The 20974-nt window shown below is 28.3% G+C and carries 23 protein-coding genes; 6 read left to right on the top strand and 17 right to left on the bottom strand.

Features of this window, described 5'->3' with window-relative positions; genetic code table 11:
- Positions 1–10: 10 nt before the first annotated feature.
- The 12 genes from MPF13_RS01480 to MPF13_RS01425 form a co-directional block, all read right to left on the bottom strand.
- Positions 11–316, bottom strand: a complete 306-nt coding sequence (locus tag MPF13_RS01480) for a hypothetical protein (protein ID WP_249980526.1) — start codon at positions 314–316, stop codon at positions 11–13.
- A 59-nt stretch (positions 317–375) separates the two neighbouring features.
- Positions 376–1134, bottom strand: a complete 759-nt coding sequence (locus MPF13_RS01475; protein WP_249980524.1) for an SH3 domain-containing protein — start codon at positions 1132–1134, stop codon at positions 376–378.
- Positions 1135–1136: 2 nt separating this feature from the next.
- A complete protein-coding gene (locus MPF13_RS01470) occupies positions 1137–2900 on the bottom strand; it encodes a BatD family protein (protein WP_249980522.1) in 1764 nt (587 codons plus the stop codon).
- A gap of 25 nt (positions 2901–2925) precedes the next feature.
- Positions 2926–3741, bottom strand: a complete 816-nt coding sequence (locus tag MPF13_RS01465; protein ID WP_249980520.1) for a tetratricopeptide repeat protein — start codon at positions 3739–3741, stop codon at positions 2926–2928.
- A gap of 1 nt (position 3742) precedes the next feature.
- Positions 3743–4789, bottom strand: a complete 1047-nt coding sequence (locus tag MPF13_RS01460; protein WP_249980518.1) for a VWA domain-containing protein — start codon at positions 4787–4789, stop codon at positions 3743–3745.
- A gap of 3 nt (positions 4790–4792) precedes the next feature.
- On the bottom strand, positions 4793–5797 hold the full coding sequence (locus MPF13_RS01455) for a vWA domain-containing protein (protein WP_249980993.1): 1005 nt from the start codon (positions 5795–5797) through the stop codon (positions 4793–4795).
- Positions 5784–6701: a BatD family protein gene (locus MPF13_RS01450; protein WP_249980516.1), complete on the bottom strand. Its 918-nt coding sequence runs from the start codon at positions 6699–6701 to the stop codon at positions 5784–5786. The genes MPF13_RS01455 and MPF13_RS01450 overlap by 14 nt, the downstream gene beginning before the upstream one ends.
- Positions 6702–6709: 8 nt before the next feature.
- Entirely contained in the window at positions 6710–7579 is an 870-nt protein-coding gene (locus MPF13_RS01445) for a DUF58 domain-containing protein (protein ID WP_249980513.1), read from the bottom strand.
- A gap of 77 nt (positions 7580–7656) precedes the next feature.
- Positions 7657–8646, bottom strand: a complete 990-nt coding sequence (locus MPF13_RS01440) for an AAA family ATPase (RefSeq protein ID WP_249980512.1) — start codon at positions 8644–8646, stop codon at positions 7657–7659.
- A gap of 105 nt (positions 8647–8751) precedes the next feature.
- Complete coding sequence (locus MPF13_RS01435) at positions 8752–9528, bottom strand: UDP-2,3-diacylglucosamine diphosphatase (RefSeq protein ID WP_249980510.1); 777 nt, start codon at positions 9526–9528, stop codon at positions 8752–8754.
- A 63-nt stretch (positions 9529–9591) separates the two neighbouring features.
- Positions 9592–11505, bottom strand: a complete 1914-nt coding sequence (locus tag MPF13_RS01430; RefSeq protein WP_249980508.1) for a M1 family metallopeptidase — start codon at positions 11503–11505, stop codon at positions 9592–9594.
- Positions 11506–11551: 46 nt separating this feature from the next.
- A complete protein-coding gene (locus MPF13_RS01425; protein ID WP_249980506.1) occupies positions 11552–12769 on the bottom strand; it encodes a choice-of-anchor B family protein in 1218 nt (405 codons plus the stop codon).
- Positions 12770–12917: 148 nt separating this feature from the next.
- Between MPF13_RS01425 and thiL the strand changes: the two genes are divergently transcribed.
- Entirely contained in the window at positions 12918–13967 is a 1050-nt protein-coding gene (thiL, locus tag MPF13_RS01420) for a thiamine-phosphate kinase (protein WP_249980504.1), read from the top strand.
- A 58-nt stretch (positions 13968–14025) separates the two neighbouring features.
- Here thiL and MPF13_RS01415 read toward each other — a convergent pair whose 3' ends face one another.
- On the bottom strand, positions 14026–14418 hold the full coding sequence (locus MPF13_RS01415; RefSeq protein WP_249980503.1) for a hypothetical protein: 393 nt from the start codon (positions 14416–14418) through the stop codon (positions 14026–14028).
- Between the two features lie 166 nt (positions 14419–14584).
- Positions 14585–15124, bottom strand: coding sequence for a dihydrofolate reductase family protein (locus MPF13_RS01410; RefSeq protein WP_249980501.1), 540 nt, complete (start codon positions 15122–15124; stop codon positions 14585–14587).
- A gap of 118 nt (positions 15125–15242) precedes the next feature.
- Here MPF13_RS01410 and MPF13_RS01405 point away from each other — a divergent pair, with 118 nt between their 5' ends.
- The 4 genes from MPF13_RS01405 (at position 15243) to MPF13_RS01390 (ending at position 17893) form a co-directional block, all read left to right on the top strand.
- Positions 15243–16082: a helix-turn-helix domain-containing protein gene (locus MPF13_RS01405; protein WP_249980499.1), complete on the top strand. Its 840-nt coding sequence runs from the start codon at positions 15243–15245 to the stop codon at positions 16080–16082.
- 231 nt (positions 16083–16313) lie between these two features.
- Complete coding sequence (trxA, locus tag MPF13_RS01400; RefSeq protein WP_249980498.1) at positions 16314–16628, top strand: thioredoxin; 315 nt, start codon at positions 16314–16316, stop codon at positions 16626–16628.
- Between the two features lie 300 nt (positions 16629–16928).
- On the top strand, positions 16929–17477 hold the full coding sequence (locus tag MPF13_RS01395; RefSeq protein WP_249980496.1) for a carboxymuconolactone decarboxylase family protein: 549 nt from the start codon (positions 16929–16931) through the stop codon (positions 17475–17477).
- Positions 17478–17536: 59 nt separating this feature from the next.
- On the top strand, positions 17537–17893 hold the full coding sequence (locus tag MPF13_RS01390; RefSeq protein WP_249980494.1) for a cupredoxin domain-containing protein: 357 nt from the start codon (positions 17537–17539) through the stop codon (positions 17891–17893).
- Positions 17894–17940: 47 nt separating this feature from the next.
- Here the strand turns inward: MPF13_RS01390 and MPF13_RS01385 are convergent, their stop codons facing one another.
- Together MPF13_RS01385 and MPF13_RS01380 are read right to left on the bottom strand one after the other, a co-directional pair.
- Entirely contained in the window at positions 17941–18516 is a 576-nt protein-coding gene (locus tag MPF13_RS01385; protein WP_249980492.1) for a hypothetical protein, read from the bottom strand.
- A gap of 4 nt (positions 18517–18520) precedes the next feature.
- Complete coding sequence (locus MPF13_RS01380; protein WP_249980491.1) at positions 18521–19081, bottom strand: YceI family protein; 561 nt, start codon at positions 19079–19081, stop codon at positions 18521–18523.
- 131 nt (positions 19082–19212) lie between these two features.
- On the opposite strand from MPF13_RS01380, the gene MPF13_RS01375 reads away from it, so the two are divergent.
- Positions 19213–20073, top strand: coding sequence for a winged helix-turn-helix domain-containing protein (locus MPF13_RS01375; RefSeq protein ID WP_249980489.1), 861 nt, complete (start codon positions 19213–19215; stop codon positions 20071–20073).
- Between the two features lie 50 nt (positions 20074–20123).
- Here MPF13_RS01375 and ppk2 read toward each other — a convergent pair whose 3' ends face one another.
- Positions 20124–20924 carry a polyphosphate kinase 2 gene (gene ppk2, locus MPF13_RS01370; RefSeq protein WP_249980487.1) on the bottom strand — a complete coding sequence of 267 codons (801 nt, stop codon included), beginning with the start codon at positions 20922–20924 and terminating at the stop codon, positions 20124–20126.
- Between the last annotated feature and the right edge of the window lie 50 nt (positions 20925–20974).

Here is a 20974-nt window from a genome sequence, read left to right as displayed (position 1 = left end):
GTTTTATAAACTAAGACAAAATCCGAGGTGGAGGTGTAGTATTTTTAGAATACTGAGAATTGTAATTTTTTGTTCTAAATCGAACATTTTTCTTTTTCTGAATTCCGTTTAAAAATAAAGAATCAGATTGATCTGTAGATTGTAACTTAATTTCTATTTCTTTTACTGTTTCTTCTTTACCTTGTTTATCTTCTTCTTCATTAATGTCTAAAAAAATAGCGACATTTTGAGAGTCATCAATTAAGCTAATTACAGTAGGTGTAACAACTAAAATTGAAAAGGTAAAAACTAAAAAAAAAGTTATTTTTTTTCTCAAGGATATTTTTTTGAATGGCTAAAATATAAAAATAGTTTACTTTTTTTGTTAAATAATAATTAAATATCATCAAAAAGTTTAATATCTTCAGCTATAATCCAACCAATTTTACCATCTGCTATTTTAATTTTTTTCCAATTATCTACACTATCAAGAACAATTACTTTAGTTCCTTCATGTAATGTAAATACATCTTCAGAGTTTAATGTTGGAGCATTTTTTACATCGGTTTTCTCTGTATATACAATTGCCTCTTTGTTTGCTAATGAAGAATTGTATTGATTAATAGTAATAAATAATGAGCTTAATAATATTATAAAACAAGCTATACTTGTAACAAAATAGAATCGTTTTTTAGAAGGTACTTCTGCAAAATAAAACAATAAGAAAAGCAAACTTCCTAAGAAAGAAAAAACAACAACTACAATAGCCCATTGGTTGTATGACAACTTTTGTAAATAGTTTGCATTAAATTTTTGAAGTACAGTTTGCGGTAATTCTTCAATATTATCTAAAGCCAAACGTTTTGCAAAAACCAAATTGTTTTTAACATCATCATTTAATGGATTTAACTTTAAAGCTTTTTCGTAATAATAAATAGAAGGTCCAACTTTGTTAAGTTTATAGTAAGAATTACCTAAATTATAATATAATTCTGATGACACTAATTCTTGAGATTCTACTTTTTTATATAGATCAATAGCTTTTTGGAATTTGCCATTTTTGTATAAATTATTGGCAGAAACAAATAAGCTATCTACATTTTGTGCAGTAACAGAATTGGCAATAATTAATAATAAAAATAATATTCTCTTCATCTTTATAATTGTTTATCTAGTTCTACAATAACTTGTTTTGCATTCTCAAATTCTGCTTCCATTTCTGTAGTTGTTATTTGAGAATAACGAGCCATATCAGAATGTTTTAAGACTTCAATAAACTGATTAATAGTGTTAGATTCTATGTTTTTACTTTCTAAGATTTGGGTTATTTTTTCTTTACTTATATCTGCAGTTTCTACACCTAGTTTTGCTTTTAAATAATTGTGAAGTGCACGTTCTAAAGCTTCATAAAAAGCTTCTTTTTCACCCAATTGTTTTTGTGCTTCAGATAAATATTTTTTAGCTAGTTTATTTGCTTTTCTTAGTTTGTTACCAACAATATCATTACTTCTTGCTTCATTCTTTTTTGCAATAAAAATACCAATAGGTATTGCAATTAAAGGTAATAATAATAGAATGTAAAATAAGTTAGATTTAAAGAAATCACTAGTTTTTATAGTTTTAAAATTACTCTTAGTTTGTATATATCTAAAGTTTTTTCCGGTTGCAATAACGTTTTGCTTTTGAATGGTATTTGTATCTACAACAGGTTTTAATTCTTTGCCTTCTAACACATCTACAAAGAAATCATCTGTGGTAATAGTATAGTATTTTTTTTCTGTAGGATTGAAATACGAAAAAGAAACATTTGGTATTTTATATTTTCCTTTATACTGAGGAACTACAGTATATAAATCTGATACTGTACCAGAAATACCACTAGCTCTAACACGAACTTTTTCTTTTCTTTCTGGTTGATATTTTTCTAACTCAACAGGAGTTGTAATTTCTGGTAATTCAAATAATTTTAGATTTCCTTTACCAGTAACTGCAACTTTAATTTGCGAACTTTCATTTGCTTTTAAAACATCTTTGCTTAAAGTTACATCAAATTTATAATCTCCAACAGCACCATTAAAGTTTTCTGGTTTTCCTTCTAAAGGAAGGCTTTTAGGATTAATAATTTTCTTTGCAGAAGCAAATTCTCTTTTAATATTTCTAGTAATTACATTTCCAAAAAAATCTGCTCTACCTGTTGGAACACCAATAACAATATCCATTTTCATAGGATCTATTGTAAGTTTTCCAGTTTTAGTAGGTATTAATAAAGCTTTTTGTAAAACAATATATCTATAATCTTCACCATTATATTTTCCCATTTTAACAGGAAAACCATTTATTTTAATATTCTGATTCCAAAAACCATTGTATTGAGGTGCTTCAGTTACACCTGTATCATATACATTAATGTTTTCGCTAACATATAATCTATATTCCACATAAATACCTTCTCCAACATAAGGTTTAGATTTAGATACTTCTGCTACTAAATGTATGTTTTGTTGTGCAACATAATTAGGATCATTAGGATCTTTTGGTAAAGTAACAGCATCTAAAACTATAATTTTAATAGGATTAGATTTTATAGACTTTCCTCCAATTTTAATACTTGCAGCACCAATAGTTAATTCTCCCTTCTTTTTTGGCTGAATGATATATGTGTATGATTGTGAAAAGCTTACTTTTCCATTAACCCAAGATTGACTAACAGACTGACTTGGGCCACCTACAACTTTAAAATTGGTAAATTTTGGCGGAGAAAAATCATCTCCACCTTGTTTGTTAATTGAAAATTCAATTCTTAAACGTTGGTTTACACCCAACTTATTTTTACTCACTTTTGCAACTAAAGTAGTTTCTTGAGCAACTACTGTTAGTGAAAGTAAGCTAATAAATAGCGTTATATAAAATTTCAACTTCATCTTCATTTTCTATGAGATTGCAAATCTACCAATCTTTTTCTTGTTTTACTTTTTTACCTTTTGCTTTTTTGGCGTTCATTTTCTTTTGGGTTTTTTTCTCTTCATTATTTAAACTTTCTAATAATTGTTTAATTTGTTGAGGAGTCATTTTTCCCTGTTGAGGCTTAGGCTTTTTCTTCTGATTATTTTTGTTGTCTTTTTTAGGATCTTTATTCTTGTCTTTATCTCCTTCACCATCTTTCTTCTTATCGTCTTTTTTGTTTTTATCTTCGCCTTTGTTTTTATCCTTGTTTTTGTCTTTGTTCTTGTCGTCTTTATTTTTGTTGTCGTTGTTTTTATTATTCTTCTTTTTGTCGTCTTTTCCTTTATTATCTTGCTTTTCTTTCTCTAATAATTTTTGAGCTACAGCAAGATTATAACGAGTTTCATCATCATTAGGATTATTTCTTAAAGAGTTTTTATAAGCATCTACTGCTTGTTGATATTGTTTTTGCTCCATCATTGCATTACCAATATTATGGTATGCTTCTGCTTTTGTAAATTTATCTTTAGCAGTTTCTGCAGTTAATTCGTATTGTGGTATTGCCTCTTTGTAGTTTTTATTTTGATACAAAGCGTTTCCTAAATTATATGAAGCTTTGTTGTATTTTGTATTATTAGCTAGTGCTTTTTGATAGGCCACAGAAGCATCTGTAAATTGCTTTTTTTGATACAAATCATTTCCATTACGTAATAATTTTCTAGCTTTTCTTTGTAATGCAATAGAATCTTTTTGTGCTAATACTTCTTTTGATGAAAATAGCATTAAGAAAACGATAAGTATGTATTGTATATTCTTCATGTTATTTTTTAGTGTTTTCTTCGTTAAACAAGTCAACTTTTGTTAACCATTTAGTTTTCTTTTCAAATAAGAAAATATCTATAATTAAAAAGAACAAACCAATTGCTAAAAACCATTGAAATTGGTCTTTGTAATCAGAAAACTGTTTGGTTTCAAATTCATTTTTTTCTGCATTTGCAATAATTTCTGAAATAACTTTTACAGGTTTTTCGGTTACATTACCATCAATATATTGTCCGTCTGCAGCATCTGCAATACCTTGTAAAACTTCTGGTTTGCGTTTTGTAATTACAGTTTCTCCTTTTCTATCTTTTTTATAGCCAATCATAGAGCCATTTAAACGCATAGGAATTGGGCTTCCATTTTCTGTACCTACACCAATTGTAAAGATTTTTACACCTTCGTTAGTTAGTGTTTGAGCAACTTGTTTTGTTTCTTCTTGATGATCTTCTCCATCAGAAATAATAATTAAAAAACGATTTGTTTGCTCATCATTATTATAATATGTTTTTGCTAATTCTAAAGCTCCATTAATATCTGTTCCTTGGCTAGAAACCATATCTGGATTTGCATTTTGCAAAAACATATTTGCAGCTGCATGATCTGTAGTTATTGGTAAAAGCGGATAAGAATTACCTGCGTAAATAATAATACCAACTCTATCTGATCCTAATTTATCTATTGTTTTAGAAATAATTTGTTTAGCCTTTTCTAACCTGTTTGGAGCAATATCTTCTGCCAACATACTTTTAGAAACATCTAAAGCAAAAACAACATCTACACCTTCTCTTTTTACTGTTTTAAGTTTGGTTCCCATTTTAGGATTTACCAAAGAAATAATTAAAAAAGTGATTCCTAATAGTAAAATTATCAACTTTAAGACAGATTTAAATACAGATGAATTTGGTGCTAACCTTTTCAATAAATTTAAATCAGAAAACTTTTTTTGCGTTCTTTTTTTCCACCATAAAACCAACAAGAAAATAACAACCATTATAGGAATGATTATTAAAAAGGTAAAATAAATTGGTTCTTCTATCTTATACATCGTTTAAATAAAACTTTTAAAAATTGTATTTCTTAAAACAAATTCTAACAACAAGAATCCTAATCCTAAAAAGACAAAAATTCTATATTTTTCTTGATAGTTGTAGTATTTAAATTCTTCTATTTTTGTTTTTTCGAGCTTGTCAATTTCATCATAAATTTCTTTTAAAGATGTATTGTCTGTTGCTCTAAAATATTTTCCATCGGTTTCAGAAGCTATTTCTTCTAATAATTTTTCATCAATTTCTACTTGTTGTTTTCTAAACTGTAAATTACCTGTTCTTGGGTCTCTACTCCAAGGAAAATCTGCCATTCCATTGGTTCCAATTCCAATGGTATAGGTTTTAATTTCTAACTCTTTTGCTAATTCAGTTGCTGTTCTTGGGTCGATATTTCCAGAGTTGTTTACACCATCTGTTAAAAGAATAATTACTTTACTTTTTGCATTACTTTCTTTTAATCTGTTAACTGCAGAACCTAATCCCATACCAATAGCAGTTCCACCTTCTAATTGCCCCCATTTTAGTTCAGATATGGTACGTTTTACAATACCCTTATCACTTGTTATTGGGGTTTGTGTAAAGCTTTCTCCTGCATAAACTACAATTCCTATTCTGTCATTTGGTCTTCTATCAACAAAATCTACTGCTACTTTTTTAAGAGCTTCTAATCTGTTAGGCTTTAAATCTCTAGCCAACATACTTGCAGAAACATCAATAGCCATTACAATATCTATACCTCTGTTGGTTTTTGTTTTTTTACTTACAGAAACATTTCTTGGTCTTGCTAAAGCAACAATAATGGCTGCTAAAGCTAACAGTCTTAGCAGGTATAAAAGAGGTTTTAATTTAGATATTATAGAATCTGTTTTAAAACCTTTTACACTTGGCATTGTTAATACTGCAGTGTCTTTTTTGCGCATAAAGAAATGCCAAATCGCTAATAAAGGAATGATTATTAGGACCCATAAAAACTCTGGATTATGAAATTCAAAATTACTCCAATTCATCATTTTCTTCAATAATTGGTTTAGGTTTTAAATTACTCACAATATCTTGCGCGTCTTTTCTGTCTTCTTCTATTTCTAAAGCTAATGGTTTAGATTTTGCAAACTTTACCAAATCTGCTTCTTGTAATAAATCTTTTAGTTTTTTAATTGTTTCATCTGATGTTAAAATAGTTTCTGCATCTTTAAAATCTTTTAACATGCTTAAAACTTCATCTGTGGTATTTTCTAAAGCAGGTACTTTTAATTCGCGTTCAATATAACCACGAACAATTTGTGTTAGTTCAGAATAATATTCTTTTATTTTATTGTTTTGCCACAATAATTTTTCGTCTAATTCATTTAGTCTAAAAATTGCTTCTTCATAAGGAGGTAAAGCTCTGTAAGTTGGTTCTTCTTCCTCTTCTTTACGTTTTCTAATAACAAACCAATAAATCCAGAAACCAATAATAGCTAAAGCTGCTAAAAGTATGTAAATGTATATTTTATAATCATCAAAAGTTAAGGGTTCACTTTTAATAGATTTTATTGGAAACTTCTTAATTTTAGTAGTGTCTACAGCAATTGTTGCTACATTTACTAAAAGTGAATCTGTTAAATAAGCTTGATTTTTTACAAATATTTGTTGTTGAGGTATGTAAAAAGCACCACTATCAAAACCGGTTAAAATATATTTTCTTATTAAAGAATTTTTAACGGTATCTGTTTTCGTAGAATCTATAATTTCTAAACCTTGTAATTGTAATTTTGGTAGAATTACATTCTGAGTTTCATCAACAGAAATTTTTAAATTGAATTGTTCACCAATTCTAATATTGGTGGTATCAATTTCTGCTTTTACCATTGGTTTTTGAGCAAAACTAATAGTAGAAATTAATAATAATATGTAGAATATTTGTTTTTTCATTTCAAAAACTATCTTCCTTTGTGTTTAAAATAACCTAATAATTTTTTCACATAACTTTCATCAACTCTAGTGTTAATAGCACCTGCACCACTTCTTTTAAACATGTCTATATAATAATTAGACAAACGTAAAGCATTTGCTTTGTAACTATTTCTTACAGATTTAGATGATGTGTTTATTAGTTGAATATTGTTTGTTTCTGCATCTAACATTGGCACCATTCCTAAATTAGGAATTTCTTCATCGTGTTTATCATACACTCTAATACCAGTTAAATCGTGTTTTTTTCCTGCAATTTTCAAAGTTTTTTCGTAATCATCATCCATAAAATCAGATAACATAAAAACAATGGCTCTTTTTTTCATTACACTCGATAAAAACTTTAAAGCTGCAGAAATATTTGTTTTTTTGCTTTTTGGTTTAAACTCTATCAATTCTCTAATAATTCTTAAAACATGACTTTTTCCTTTTTTAGGAGGAATGAAAAGCTCTATATCATCAGAAAATAAAATTAAACCTACTTTATCGTTATTTTGAGTTGCAGAAAAGGCTAATGTTGCTGCAATTTCTGTAACTGTTTCTTTTTTAAATTGTGTTGATGTTCCAAATAATTCAGACCCAGAAACATCTACCATTAACATCATTGTTAACTCACGTTCTTCTTCAAAAACTTTAATATAAGGTTCGTTATAACGTGCAGTAACATTCCAATCAATTGCTCTTACATCATCTCCAAATTGGTATTGACGTACTTCAGAAAAAGTCATACCACGTCCTTTGAAAGATGAATGATATTCACCTCCAAAAATATGATCAGACAAACGACGTGTCTTAATCTCTATTTTACGAACTTTTTTTAGTATTTCTTTAGTATCCATTGTTTCATTTATCAATTATCATTTAACAGTTATCAATGTTTAAGATGATAATTGTTTATTGTTTTATTGACAATTGTCTAAGGTACTTCTACTTCGTTAATAATAGAATTAATAATGTCAACAGAAGTTACATTTTCTGCTTCAGCTTCATAAGTAATTCCTATTCTGTGACGTAAAACATCTGTAACAACAGCTCTAACATCTTCTGGTATTACATAACCTCTTCTTTTAATAAAAGCGTAACATTTAGCTGCTTTTGCTAAATTGATACTTCCACGAGGTGAAGCTCCAAAATTGATTAAATCTTTTAATTGTGGTAAGTTATATTTCTCTGGATAACGTGTTGCAAAAATGATATCTAGAATGTATTTTTCTATTTTTTCATCCATGTAAACCTCGTTAGCAATTTCTCTTGCTTTAATAATTTGATCTACAGTAACTACTGGATTAACAGTTGCAAATCCGCCAGTTAAATTCTGACGCATAATCATTTGTTCGTCTTGTAATTTTGGATAATCAATTACAACCTTTAGCATAAATCTATCTACTTGTGCTTCTGGTAAAGGATAAGTTCCTTCTTGTTCTACTGGGTTTTGAGTTGCCATTACTAAAAATGGTTCGTCTAATTTAAAAGTAGTGTCTCCAATTGTAATTTGACGCTCTTGCATTGCTTCTAACAAAGCAGATTGTACTTTAGCAGGTGCTCTGTTAATTTCATCTGCTAATACAAAGTTTGCAAAAATTGGTCCTTTTTTTATTTCGAAGCTATTTTTTTGCATGTTGTAAATCATGGTTCCAACAACATCTGCAGGTAGTAAATCTGGAGTAAATTGTACTCTACTAAAACTACCTTGTACAGCTTTTGACAATGTGTTAATTGCTAAAGTTTTTGCCAAACCAGGAACTCCTTCTAATAAAATATGACCATTACCAAGTAAACCAATTAACAAACTTTCTATCATTTGTTTTTGACCTACAATAACTTTATTCATTTCAAGAGTAAGAATGTCTATAAAGGCACTTTCTCTTTCTATTTTTTCATTAATAGCTCTTACATCTACATCCATTGTAATATTGTATTAGGTGTTAATTTTTACGAAAACAAAACTACAATTTTAACATATTTCCATTTGTTAAAAGTTGGTTAAAGATTTCGTAAGTTTTTGTTTAATTTAAAGGGAATTTTGATTGAATTTTAACAGTTTAATTTCGGAATTATTAATTTCTCCATAGGTAAAATATTGAATCCAATCTCCAAGGTTTATATAGGTACTATTTTCTTGTAATTTAATTTCTAAAGGGAGGTGTCTATGACCAAAAACAAAATAGTCGTAATGTTTTTCTGTAAGTTTTTGTTTGCAATATAAAACCAACCATTCATTATCATCTCCTAAATATTTTGCATCTTCATCACCAGAAATCATTTTGTTTTTTACAGACATATAATGCCCTAAACGTACTCCTAAATCTGGATGTAACCATTTAAACATCCATTTAAATAAAGGAAAAGTAAACACTTTTTTCATGCGTTTGTATCCATGATCTCCAGGACCTAAACCATCTCCATGACCAATTAAAAACTTTTTATTATTAATTAAAAATTCTTGCGGTTTATGATATACAGGAATGTTTAATTCTTTTTCAAAATAATCATTCATCCATAAATCATGATTTCCTATAAAAAAGTAAATAGGAATACCTGAGTCTTTTATTTCTGCTAATTTTCCTAAAACTCGTACAAATCCTTTAGGAACAACGGTTTTGTATTCAAACCAAAAATCAAATAAATCTCCTAATAAAAAAATAGCTTCTGCATCTTTTTTAATATGATCTAACCAAGCTACAAATTTTTTTTCGCGAGGAAAACTAGCTTCTGGTGTAGGAGCTCCTAAATGTTGGTCTGAAGCAAAATAGATTTTTTTATTTTCTGAGGCAGTTATAGAAATCAAAAGTTGAAATATTTATATTTGTAAAAATAGAAAAACTTATTTATAAAGGGTATTTATTACAGATTAGTTTTTAGCTACCTTTTTAAAGAATTCTCCATAATCTGTTTGTATTTTTATAAAATAGATACCTGTAGAAAGCTGACTTAGATTTATTTTATTTTTATTTGATTTCAATATTTCTTTACCCAAAGAACTATAAATAAATGTTTTGTTTATAGAAATGTTTTTTGATGTTTTAATAGTTAAAATATTATTTATTGGATTTGGAAATACTTCTATATTTTTTAATAAATACGGTGTATTTTCTATGCTTAAAGTTACAGAATTGTTCTTTGAAATTAAATGAAAATCGGGATCTAAATCTACTGAATTAACCATAAAATTTACATTTTCTATAAATGTTTGATTTGAGTTAGTGTTGTTTAAAATAACATCTAAAACTTCATTATTTGAACCCTGTAAACGAATAGGAACATTGGCTTCAAAAAATGAAACAGAATTATGACTTTGAGTCTGATTTAATTCAATTTGTAAGATGTTAGAAGAAGTTTGGTTCCATGCTAAGTTATAAGAAGGATATCCTTGATTATAAACCCAATCATTAAAAAATTCTTCTAAATCTAAGTTACTTGCAGACTCTAAATGAGCAATTAAATCTGTAGTTTTAGCATAACCATAGGCTAAATTAGCATCTGAAAGGTAATTTTTTAAACCTTTAAAAAAGTTAGTATCTCCTAATTTTTTACGCAACATATGTAAAACCATTGCGCCTTTGTTATAAGATAATCTTCCGTTAAAAATTCTACCAACACTTGTAGTGTCTATATCAGAAAGATAAACAGCTCCATCAGTAGCAGAAGTTACAGAATTAATAGTAGCATTTCTCCAACTTTTAAAGGCAGTTTCACCATCTAAATGTTCTACAGTTAATCCAGATAAATAAGTTGCAAAACCTTCATTTAACCAGATGTCTTTCCAGCTACCACAAGTAACTTTATTTCCAAACCATTGGTGTGCTAATTCGTGTGCTATTAAGTTTCTATTAAAACTACCCATAAATGAAACTGTTGTGTGTTCCATTCCTCCTCCCCAACCAAATTGTGCATGCCCATATTTTTCGTTTTCAAACGGATAATTGCCAAATAAATCAATAAAATGGTTCATAATATCAATAGTTACTTCTGTACTATTTTGAGCAGAAGTTAAGCTTTCTGGATATACATAATTTACTATTGGAAAAGGATTTCCGTTATTAGAAACTGTGTGAGAATAGGTTTGATAATTAGTAACTGCAATTGCAATTAAATAAGCAGGAATAGGGTATTGATGTTTAAAATGAGTTGTTTTTTGTCCAGCACTTATTGTTGTGCTTTGTTGTAATCCATTAGAAACAGAGGTGTATTGTTCTGGAGCAGTAATATAAACATCAATTTCATCAATTTTATCATTTAAATCTTGCTTACAAGGCCACCAACCTAAGGCTCCATAAGGTTCAGAAAGAGTCCAAAGAATTGGTGTTCCATTATGATTGTTAAACTCAAAAGAACCAAAACCACTACTTTTTGGGTTACCATTATAAGATATTGAAACTGATGTAGAGTCTCCTTGATTTAAACTGTTTTCAAGTGTAATTACCAATTCATCATTTGAGTTTTGTGTAAACGAAACAGAATTCCCATTTTGAGTTACAGAGGTAACAGTAAGGTTATCATCTAAATCAAAAGCTACTGTAGACAAATTGGATAAAGCTGTAAATGTTGTAGTTACTTTACCTGTAATATTTGTTATTGCAGGATCTACAGTAAACTCTAGTTTATGATAGGTAATATCATAATTACTAGTATTAGGATTTGCTTTAAAATGTATTTTAGATACTGCAGATTTAGCTTCTGCTTCAACAATATTTATTGTTTTTTGAGCATTGGTTTTTAAAATACTGCCTAAAAAAAGAAATAAGATAATGAAGAAACGCGTCATTTAAAATGGTTTGATGACTAAAATACTTCTTTTTTTACAAAAAAAATTATGTTTTACTTTTTCTAATAAGAAAGAAACCATTGTTTGTGTCACTCACAATAATATTTCCACTTTCTAAATAAGGATACACATTTACAGTTCCTTTTGCTTCAGTATTATTGTTTTCTGGATATGTATCAAAGAAACCAATTTCAGTAAAAGACTTGCTATCGATATTAGAAATATCTATAATTCTAATTCCATTTGTAAAGTTTGCCTGATAATATAAATTATTTTTTACATAACTTTTATTGTCTATTGCAGCTGTATTTCCTTCGTAATTAAAATGATGAACAGGATTGTCTAAATCAGTAAAATCATAAACTATTGTATTTGTATTTACACCATTATTTATTTCATCTAAAGTATCACCAAAAATAAAATATTTAAAATCTTCTGTAAACCAACCTTGATGAGCTTTACCAATATTTGGATAAGTAAAAGAGGTTATTTTTACAGGGTTTTCTTTATCAGTTACATCTAAAATAACAACTTCTGAGTTGTTGCTACCAATTAAGATTTCTTTATCTGTATAATCTGTATCTGGACCTTTATAGGTAATAACTTTTGTTTCATTACTATAAGAATCATCTGCAAAACCATCACTTTCAAGTACTTTTGATGGTTTGTTTAAATTTAAAAAATGAATACCTCCATTAAAAGTATTTGTTCCAGAAACATATGCAAAACCAGAATTTTCATCTACAGAAATGTTGCTTGCGCCTCTAAAAAAGTTATAATCTTTATCTGATGTAAACTCTACAGGAGGGTTGTTAATACCTAGTAACCTTCCTAAGTTTAATGATTGAATTCCATGATTAGAGGATTCACTTATGACATATGCAAAAGATTGAAATGTTACAATGTTTCTTAAAACGTTATCTTCATTTTTAGTTTTTAAAGTACCTAACACTACAGCGTTTGCTGGATCTGTAATATTAATAAACGTAACTCCTTTATTTGTACAAATTAAAGCAAATTCATTCTTATTAACTGGGTCTGACCAACCCCAACAATTACTAGCTATTGTGTTTTCATCACCTAACTCTTCTAAAGAAATGTGAGTCAATAAATCGTAGTCATTACAAGGGTATTCTCCCGCAAAACCATTTTCGCATTTTGCTATAGGATTAATGATAATTTGATTTTCTCTTTCAAAAACATCATTTTTTGCACAACCAACAATTAATGCTATCAGTATTATAAAAAATGTCTTTTTTATCATTTAAATATTTTTAGAAACTATTAAACGTATTTAATAAAATTATTATTGTAGCAGTTCTATATCAAAAATACTATTTAAAAAATAAAATAAATAAATATAGGTGTTAAAGTAGTTCTGTGGTTTTTTAGAATGTACCTATCTTTGCAGTATGTTAGAAGATAAAAATACACAAAAAACATCGTTAGCTGAACTTGGTGAGTTTGGTTTAATAAATCATATTACTAAATATTTTAAGGTAGAAAAAGCTACAACAGTTAAAGCTGTTGGAGATGATGCTGCAGTTATAGATGCTTCAGAAAAACAAACTTTAGTTACTACAGATTTGTTGGTAGAAGGTGTTCATTTCGATTTAAGTTATATGCCTTTAAAGCATTTAGGTTATAAAGCTGTTATGGTTAACTTATCTGATGTTTATGCAATGAATGGAGTTGCAGAACAAATAACTGTATCTATTGCTGTTTCTAATAGGTTTCCATTAGAAGCAATTGAAGAATTGTATGCAGGTATTCAGTTGGCTAGTGAAACTTATAAAGTAGATTTGGTTGGAGGAGATACAACTTCTTCTACGAAAGGAATTTTAATTTCTGTAACCGCTATTGGTAAGGCAGAAAAAGAAGAAGTAATTTATAGAAATGGTGCTAAAGAAACTGATTTAATTGTGGTTTCTGGAGATTTAGGTGCTGCTTATTTAGGATTACAAGTTTTAGAAAGAGAGAAACAAGTATTTAAAGTAGATCCAAATAATCAACCAGATTTAGATAATTATACCTATTTAATTGAACGTCAATTAAAACCAGAAGCTCGTAAAGATGTTTCTGGGTTATTAAAAGAACTAGAAGTAAAACCAACTTCTATGATTGATATTTCTGACGGACTTTCATCAGAGCTTTTTCATATTTGTACTCAAAGTAAAGTAGGTTGTAAAGTTTATGAAGATAAATTGCCTTTAGATCCTCAAGTAATTTCTGCTTGTGAAGAATTTGAATTAGATTCTACAATGGTAGCTTTAAGTGGAGGAGAAGATTACGAACTTTTATTTACGGTGCCAATTTCAGATTTTGATAAAATAAAAGGGAATCCAAATTTTTCTATAGTTGGTCATATAGTTGCAGAAAACCAAGGGTTAAATTTAGTAACAAGAGCAAACCAAGAAATAGCTTTAAAAGCACAAGGTTGGAATGCTTTAAACGATAATTAAGAATAATAGCAATTTATATAAAAAAGCGAAAACTTTATAGTTTTCGCTTTTTTGTTTTTTAATCTTCAAAATACCAACCAATAGAATTTAATTTTTCCCATCCTATTGTCTCTATTTTTTCAGCTTCTTTTTTAATATTTATTAAGCCTATCTTGTTAATTAATATTTCAACTTCATTAATTAAATCTATAAAATCTGGAATTTTCTTATGATCTTCTATAGAATTACAAGTAATACCTATTGCTGGATATTTGTTTTCTAAAAAATCTGCATACCTAATAAGTCCAAATTTACAGCCATTAGGAAAGTCTGTAAAATGAGCAGGCAATTTTCTTCTTAAAACTTCTAAACATTTCATTGTAAAATCGTCACAAGGATTCATTACATCATAAAAAGAGGGCTCTATTACAAAAAATTGTCTGGTTTCATTATTTTCTTTGATTGTCCACATTTTAAATAGGGGGATTTATTTTTATGTGAAGTTAACAAAACAAAAAGTAGTTGTCAATCCCCAAAAACCGTGAAATTTTTATATCACTGAAAACCGTGAGATAACTCAAGTAATTCAGTTTGGTAAATAATGTTTTTTAAATTTTAAGAAGCTGTTTTATAGTTTTTTATAGTAATTTTTTTCTTCTGTAATGTGTTTGTTGTAATTGGTTTAAAAATGTTTTGGAAGCTACCAATTCTAAATTTAGTTCTTTAGGTAAATCTCCAAATAAACGAAAACCACCTCCTAAAACTATCGGAATTGTGGTAATTATTAATTCGTCAATTAAATCTTCTTTTAAAAAACTCTGAATGGTTTTACCTCCATCTATATAAAGTTTTTGATACCCTTTTTTGTGTATACTTTTTAAAACCTCTGTTAAGGTTCCATTAATTAAAAACACTTTGTCTTTTAAATTTTCGGGCACTTTAGTTAATGTTGTACTTAATACAAAAACAGGTTTGGTATAAGGCCAATCTATATCAAAACCACAAACAGTTTCAAAAGTAGTTCTACCCATAACAATAGCATCAATAGAATTAGTAAAAGCTATATAACCTAAATCATCATTATTAGGGTTTGGTATTTTATGTAACCAATCTATATTGCCATTTTTATCGGCAATAAAACCATCTAAACTTGTAGCAATAAATACGCTGTTTTTCATTTTTAAATAAATTTTGGAAAAGATAAAAGTATTGAAAAAACATTGATAAGTCTTCTTAGTTTTAAAAAGAAATAAGGTTTAATAACTTTTTACGACCAACCACAAACAAAACAATGAAATGGCGGTTCAAGACATTACAAAATACTCTTTTAAAGAAACTTTTTCGGTAAGTACAGTTCAGTTTGAGAAAGCATGTACAATAGATCATTCAGTACAACAAAATGCCTATTCTATTTATTGGATTCAAGAAGGAACAGGAACCTATAACATCGATTTTGAAAGTTACACATTTAATGACAATGTATTGTTCTTTTTATCTCCAGGGCAAGTATTTACAGTAGATTCAGAGCAAATAAAAACCGCCTATAAACTAACCTTTGTAAGAGATTTTTATTGCATACAAACACATGATGCAGAAGTAGCTTGTAATGGAATTTTGTTTAATAATATTTACGAAACTCCGTTTGTAAAACCTTGCCAAAAAGAAACTGCAAAACTCAACTTTATTTTAGAAAGTTTAATAGAAGAATTTCAGCAAAACGAAACTGCACAATATGATATGTTGCAGGCATACTTAAAACAATTTATTATCAATGCAGTTCGTGTTAAGAAAGAAAATCACATTATAAAAGAAGACACAGAAACAAGGTTGTTTAAAGATTTTAGTTTGTTGGTAGAGCAAAATTTTAGAACACTACATTCTGTATCCGATTATGCAAAAAGGCTAGCACTTTCGCCTAAATCTATTACCAAACATTTTCAAAAATTAGGAGCCAAAACACCTTCCGATTTTATTAAAAGTCGCATTCTTTTAGAAGCAAAAAGGCTACTGATTTACACAGATAAAACTGTAAAAGAAATAGCTTTCGAGCTCGGTTTTAACGATCCTGCTTATTTTACACGCTTCTTTACCAAAGCAATTTCTAAATCTCCATTACAGTTTAAAAAAGACTATTAAACTCGTTTTTCTTTTTTTGCGTGCCCTTTCAGGTCAGGCTTTTCACTGTATCTTTTTAAATAACTACTTCTTAACTGCGTTCGAAGAGATATTTAAAAAGGATGTCGTTTCAATCCTTCACGCGTGCATTTTTGCCAATTTTTTTCAATGTCCAAACAGTAAGAACTTTTGTCCATTTTTAGAGGTATATGTTGGTTGCATCTTTGCAGTGTAATTAAAACAAACACAAAAATGGAAATACAAATAAATCAAACAGACTTTAGCAATGTTATAGAAAATAACAACAATGTTTTATTAGACTTTTATGCAGATTGGTGTGGACCCTGTAGAACATTGTTACCTACAATTCACAAATTAGCAGATGAGTTAAAAGACCATGTTGCTATCAAAAAAATAAATGTAGATAACAACCAAGAACTTGCAGCAAAATTCGGAATTAGAAACATACCAACATTAGTTTTTATAAAAGATGGAAAAGCAGTAGAAAAGCATACAGGTTTAATTACAGAGAAAAACTTAAGAGATAAAATAGATAGGTTAAAATAAAGAAAAAACCACTGTCCAAATCAAAGGAACTTTTGTCCAATTTTAAAGGTCAATGTTGGTTGCATCTTTGCAGTATCAAACAAAAACAACAATATGAAAACAATAGAAAACACACAATGTCCTAACTGTTGGGGTTACCAAACTTATGATGAGCAAAACCCAGAACAACAACTTTGCGAATGCAAATAACAACTTGTCATTTCGACTACGCTCAAAATGACAACTTAAAAACAATTTTAAACACAATAATTAATAATAAAATAAATAAGATGCTGAACTAAATTCAGCACAAAGTAAATTATGAGCACATTTAACGTACCAACAAAAAACGAAGTATCAGAAAATAACCAAGCAATTTTTAATCAATTAGAAAAAGGATTAGGTTTTGTACCAAATTTATATGCAGCACTTGCACATAGTGAAACTGCTTTGGGTAACTTTTTAGCAATAGGACAAGGAAAAACAAGTTTTTCTGCCAAAGAAAAAGAAGTAATCAACTTAGCAGTAAGTCAAGTTAATGAGTGTGTATATTGTTTATCTGCTCATACTGCAATTGGTAAAATGAATGGTTTTACAGAAGATCAAACCTTAGAATTAAGAACGGGTAAAGCATCTTTTGATTCGAAATTAGATGCTTTGGCAAAATTTGCTAAAAGTGTAGCAATAAACAGAGGAGCAGCAACACAAGAAACAGTAGAAAATCTATATGCAGCAGGTTACACAAAAGGAAGTATTGCAGATGCAATTTTATTGGTTGGAGAAATTACTATTACAAACTATTTTCATAAAACAACAGAAGTTCCTGTAGATTTTCCAGTAGCACAAACTTTAGAATTAGCAACAGTTTAATAAAATTTATCTACTTAGATAGAAAAGACAAAATAATATCAATTAAAAACAAAGTAATCATGAAAAAATTAATAGCAGTAGTAGTAATCGTATTAGGTTTTGCATTTAATACAAATGCACAAGAAGTAAAAACAGTTTCTTTAGAGCAAACAAAAGGCGAGTTTACTCAAAAACAAATTACCTTATCTGAAGGTGCATATATCTTCGAAATTTCTAACAATAATGTTGGTCATAACATAGGTTTTGTTTTAGCTCCAAAAGCAGATGTTAAAGCGCATATAAAAAATGCTTACGTAAAGGAACAAGTAAAAAACAATACAAAACAAACGTCTAACAAAGTAGTCTTAAAAAAAGGAGAGTATGTGTATTTCTGTCCTTTAAATCCAACACCACAATACACATTAATAGTTGAATAATTTTATTAATTCAAATGATTGGGCGAACAGAAATGTTCGCCCTTTTTTTAATTACAAATCCCTCTTTCTAATTCTATTTTGTTTAAAGTTTTCCAAACTTTATGTGTAAATTCTTTTGGAGAAAAAGTGAATAAAAGCACTGTTTTTTCTGTCTTTTTACAAAAATTACTTTCAATTTTTACGTTTAATGTAAATCGTTTATTTGTTGCAAAACGATCATAAGTATGTACTTTTCCTTCATAATAAGTTGTTCTTTTTTTCCTTTTTATTTTAGTTATGGTTGCAGATGTTTTTCGGTTGTCTGTTTTATCATTTACATCAACTCTATTTAAACTGTTAAAGTATTTTTCTAAATCTAGTTCTAGTTCACTTTCAGGTATTTTTCTATTTACGTTTATGCTCCAAGCATAGGTGTAAGACCAGAAAAAAGTGTGTTCTGGTTTAATCCATCCTTTGGGAGGAAAACGCACTTCTCCAACACCAATATAATTCATGTCTCTTGCAGGGAAACGTAATACTTCTTGCCCCCAAGTAGAGTCTAATTTTATTAAGTTGAATTCGTTTTTTTGTCCAAAGACAAAAACAGTAAAGAACAAAGTAATTACAAATAGTGTTTTTTTCATAGTCTTATAATTTTAGAGAAACTTCAAAACCAATAGCATCAGAAATTGCGCTATTTTTTACTTTACTTTTGTAGCTAACATTCCATTCTCTTCTATCAATTTTAAATCTTGTTTTTAAAGTTTTATCTTGATAGTTTGGAGTTGCATTAAATTTAATAGGTTTAGTAATTCCTTTTAACGTAAGATTTGCATGAATTCTCATGGTTTTATCTTCAAAATACTCAGTATTTGTAATTACCAATTTAGCTAAAGGATATTTATTTACATCAAAAAAGTCTGGGTCTTTTAAATGATTCACCAAACCATTATTTGCTTTTTTGTTTTCAATATCTGTATTTGTAATAGAATTCATATCTATTATAAATTCGCCACCAGTAATTACATCATTAGTTTTTATAAAATATCCTTCTTTAAAGTTGATAAATCCATCATGACCACCAAAATAGAAGGTGTATTCTCCAATCCATTTAATAGAACTTTTTTGGGTGTTAATGGTTAGTTTTTCTTGAGATTGAGCAATATTAAACATTAGAAATGCAGTAATACAAAGCATAAATTTTTTCATAATTATTGTTTTAGTGATGATTATAATTTTCAGTAAAACTATTTCTAGAAGAGAAAAAAAGTGTCAAAAAAATGTAAAAGAAGTGTCAACAGTTGTAAAAATTGATGGATTTGTTAGTTATTTGTATTTATATGAACAAAAAGAATGTTTTTAGAGTTTTACTTTTAGCAATTACTGTTTTTGGTTTTTTAAATTTTTCATCATCAAAAAATGAAACCGAAGATTTTTCTGAAAAAGTAAAAGTTGCTTTACGTGAAGTTGGAAATCAATTATTGTTAGCTCAAAAAGATTCAACTTCTTTAGTCTTACCAATTAAAGAAATTACCGTAAATAAATATGCTATATCTTTTGAAAAAGAGCTTTCTTTTCAACCAAATATTCTTGTTAACATTGTTAAATCGGTTTTTAATAAAAGCTCACTTTCTACTAATTATAGAGTAGAGGTTATAAGATGTTTAGACAAAGAAGTAGCTTATAGTTATGAAATTAATGAATTAGAAGAACAAACTATTATTCCTTGTGCAGGAAGAGAGTTGCCAATTAACTGTTATCAAATAGAACTTAGGTTTTTAAAAAAATCATCATCCAATAATTCTTGGCTTTTGTACATTTTTATACCTTTAATTTTAGGAATACTTTACAGGCTTTTTTTTAACAATCAAGAAAATGATAAAGTTGAAGAAGAAAGTACTAAAAACCATACAGTTTTAGGAAGTTTTCAATTTTATCCAGAACAAAATAAACTGGTTAAAAAAGCATCCGAAATTCCGCTTTCTAAAAAAGAATGTGAACTTTTAGAAATTTTTGTAGCTAATCCTAATCAAACAATAAAAAGAGAAGAACTTACCAAAAAAGTTTGGGAAGATAATGGCGTTTTTGTGGGTAGAAGTTTAGATACATATATTTCTAAACTAAGAAAAAAACTACAAGAAGATAAAAATATTAAACTAACCAACATTCATGGTGTTGGTTACAAACTAGAGATAAAATAAAAAAGACGAACATTTCTGTTCGCCTTTATTATTCTATATAAAATGTATTTTTAAAACTTTTCTGGTACAAAAGTTTGATAATCTAAAGGAGGTCTTACATAGCCTTTATCTTCAGGTAAAGGAGGTAACTCAATAGGTTCTAAATTTACTTTTTCGTAAGGAATTTTACTTAAAATATGACTGATACAATTTAAGCGAGCTTTCTTTTTATTATCTGCATTTACAACAAACCAAGGCACTTGTTTTGTGTCTGTATGTGCAAACATTTGATCTTTTGCTTTAGAATATTCCATCCAACGTGAACGAGATTCTAAATCCATAGGGCTAAATTTCCATCTTTTTAATGGATTAGATATTCTGTTTTTAAAGCGTCTTTCTTGTTCTTCGTCACTTACAGAAAACCAGTATTTTAAAACAATGGTTCCAGATCTTACTAACATGCGTTCAAACTCTGGGCAAGAACGTAAAAATTCATTGTGTTCATCTTCTGTACAAAAACCCATAACTTTTTCTACACCTGCTCTGTTATACCAACTTCTATCAAACAAAACAATTTCTCCTGCAGCAGGTAAATAGGGCACATAGCGTTGAAAATACCATTGTGTTTTTTCTTTTTCTGTAGGTACACCTAGAGCTACAACTTTACAAACTCTAGGGTTTAGAGGCTCTGTAAAACGTTTAATTGTTCCTCCTTTTCCAGAGGCGTCTCTACCTTCAAAAATAATAACAACTTTTAACCCCGCTTTTTTTACCCATTCTTGTAAATTAACCAATTCTGTATGTAGTTTTACAAGCTCTTCTTCGTAATTAAATTTCTTCTTCTTTTCTTTTTTTGATGTTGTATTCTCCATACATGCAATTTACAAAAAATTGAAAAGTATTAAAAGAGCTAACGTATTTT

The sequence above is a fragment of the Polaribacter sp. Z022 genome (assembly GCF_023555495.1).
Taxonomy (GTDB): Bacteria; Bacteroidota; Bacteroidia; order Flavobacteriales; family Flavobacteriaceae; genus Polaribacter.
Note: the sequence above shows the minus strand (reverse complement) of the source record. Positions and strands in the feature narration are given on the sequence as shown.

What these genes read in the sequence shown, in the direction of transcription:
- MPF13_RS01475 (WP_249980524.1), bottom strand. Translation starts at nt 1,134, where the DNA reads ATGAAGAGAATATTATTTTTATTATTAATTATTGCCAATTCTGTTACT.
- MPF13_RS01470 (WP_249980522.1), bottom strand. Translation starts at nt 2,900, where the DNA reads ATGAAGTTGAAATTTTATATAACGCTATTTATTAGCTTACTTTCACTA.
- MPF13_RS01465 (WP_249980520.1), bottom strand. Translation starts at nt 3,741, where the DNA reads ATGAAGAATATACAATACATACTTATCGTTTTCTTAATGCTATTTTCA.
- MPF13_RS01460 (WP_249980518.1), bottom strand. Translation starts at nt 4,789, where the DNA reads ATGTATAAGATAGAAGAACCAATTTATTTTACCTTTTTAATAATCATT.
- MPF13_RS01455 (WP_249980993.1), bottom strand. Translation starts at nt 5,797, where the DNA reads ATGAATTGGAGTAATTTTGAATTTCATAATCCAGAGTTTTTATGGGTC.
- MPF13_RS01450 (WP_249980516.1), bottom strand. Translation starts at nt 6,701, where the DNA reads ATGAAAAAACAAATATTCTACATATTATTATTAATTTCTACTATTAGT.
- MPF13_RS01445 (WP_249980513.1), bottom strand. Translation starts at nt 7,579, where the DNA reads ATGGATACTAAAGAAATACTAAAAAAAGTTCGTAAAATAGAGATTAAG.
- MPF13_RS01440 (WP_249980512.1), bottom strand. Translation starts at nt 8,646, where the DNA reads ATGGATGTAGATGTAAGAGCTATTAATGAAAAAATAGAAAGAGAAAGT.
- MPF13_RS01430 (WP_249980508.1), bottom strand. Translation starts at nt 11,505, where the DNA reads ATGACGCGTTTCTTCATTATCTTATTTCTTTTTTTAGGCAGTATTTTA.
- MPF13_RS01425 (WP_249980506.1), bottom strand. Translation starts at nt 12,769, where the DNA reads ATGATAAAAAAGACATTTTTTATAATACTGATAGCATTAATTGTTGGT.
- thiL (WP_249980504.1), top strand. Translation starts at nt 12,918, where the DNA reads ATGTTAGAAGATAAAAATACACAAAAAACATCGTTAGCTGAACTTGGT.
- MPF13_RS01415 (WP_249980503.1), bottom strand. Translation starts at nt 14,418, where the DNA reads ATGTGGACAATCAAAGAAAATAATGAAACCAGACAATTTTTTGTAATA.
- MPF13_RS01410 (WP_249980501.1), bottom strand. Translation starts at nt 15,124, where the DNA reads ATGAAAAACAGCGTATTTATTGCTACAAGTTTAGATGGTTTTATTGCC.
- MPF13_RS01405 (WP_249980499.1), top strand. Translation starts at nt 15,243, where the DNA reads ATGGCGGTTCAAGACATTACAAAATACTCTTTTAAAGAAACTTTTTCG.
- trxA (WP_249980498.1), top strand. Translation starts at nt 16,314, where the DNA reads ATGGAAATACAAATAAATCAAACAGACTTTAGCAATGTTATAGAAAAT.
- MPF13_RS01395 (WP_249980496.1), top strand. Translation starts at nt 16,929, where the DNA reads ATGAGCACATTTAACGTACCAACAAAAAACGAAGTATCAGAAAATAAC.
- MPF13_RS01390 (WP_249980494.1), top strand. Translation starts at nt 17,537, where the DNA reads ATGAAAAAATTAATAGCAGTAGTAGTAATCGTATTAGGTTTTGCATTT.
- MPF13_RS01385 (WP_249980492.1), bottom strand. Translation starts at nt 18,516, where the DNA reads ATGAAAAAAACACTATTTGTAATTACTTTGTTCTTTACTGTTTTTGTC.
- MPF13_RS01380 (WP_249980491.1), bottom strand. Translation starts at nt 19,081, where the DNA reads ATGAAAAAATTTATGCTTTGTATTACTGCATTTCTAATGTTTAATATT.
- MPF13_RS01375 (WP_249980489.1), top strand. Translation starts at nt 19,213, where the DNA reads ATGAACAAAAAGAATGTTTTTAGAGTTTTACTTTTAGCAATTACTGTT.
- ppk2 (WP_249980487.1), bottom strand. Translation starts at nt 20,924, where the DNA reads ATGGAGAATACAACATCAAAAAAAGAAAAGAAGAAGAAATTTAATTAC.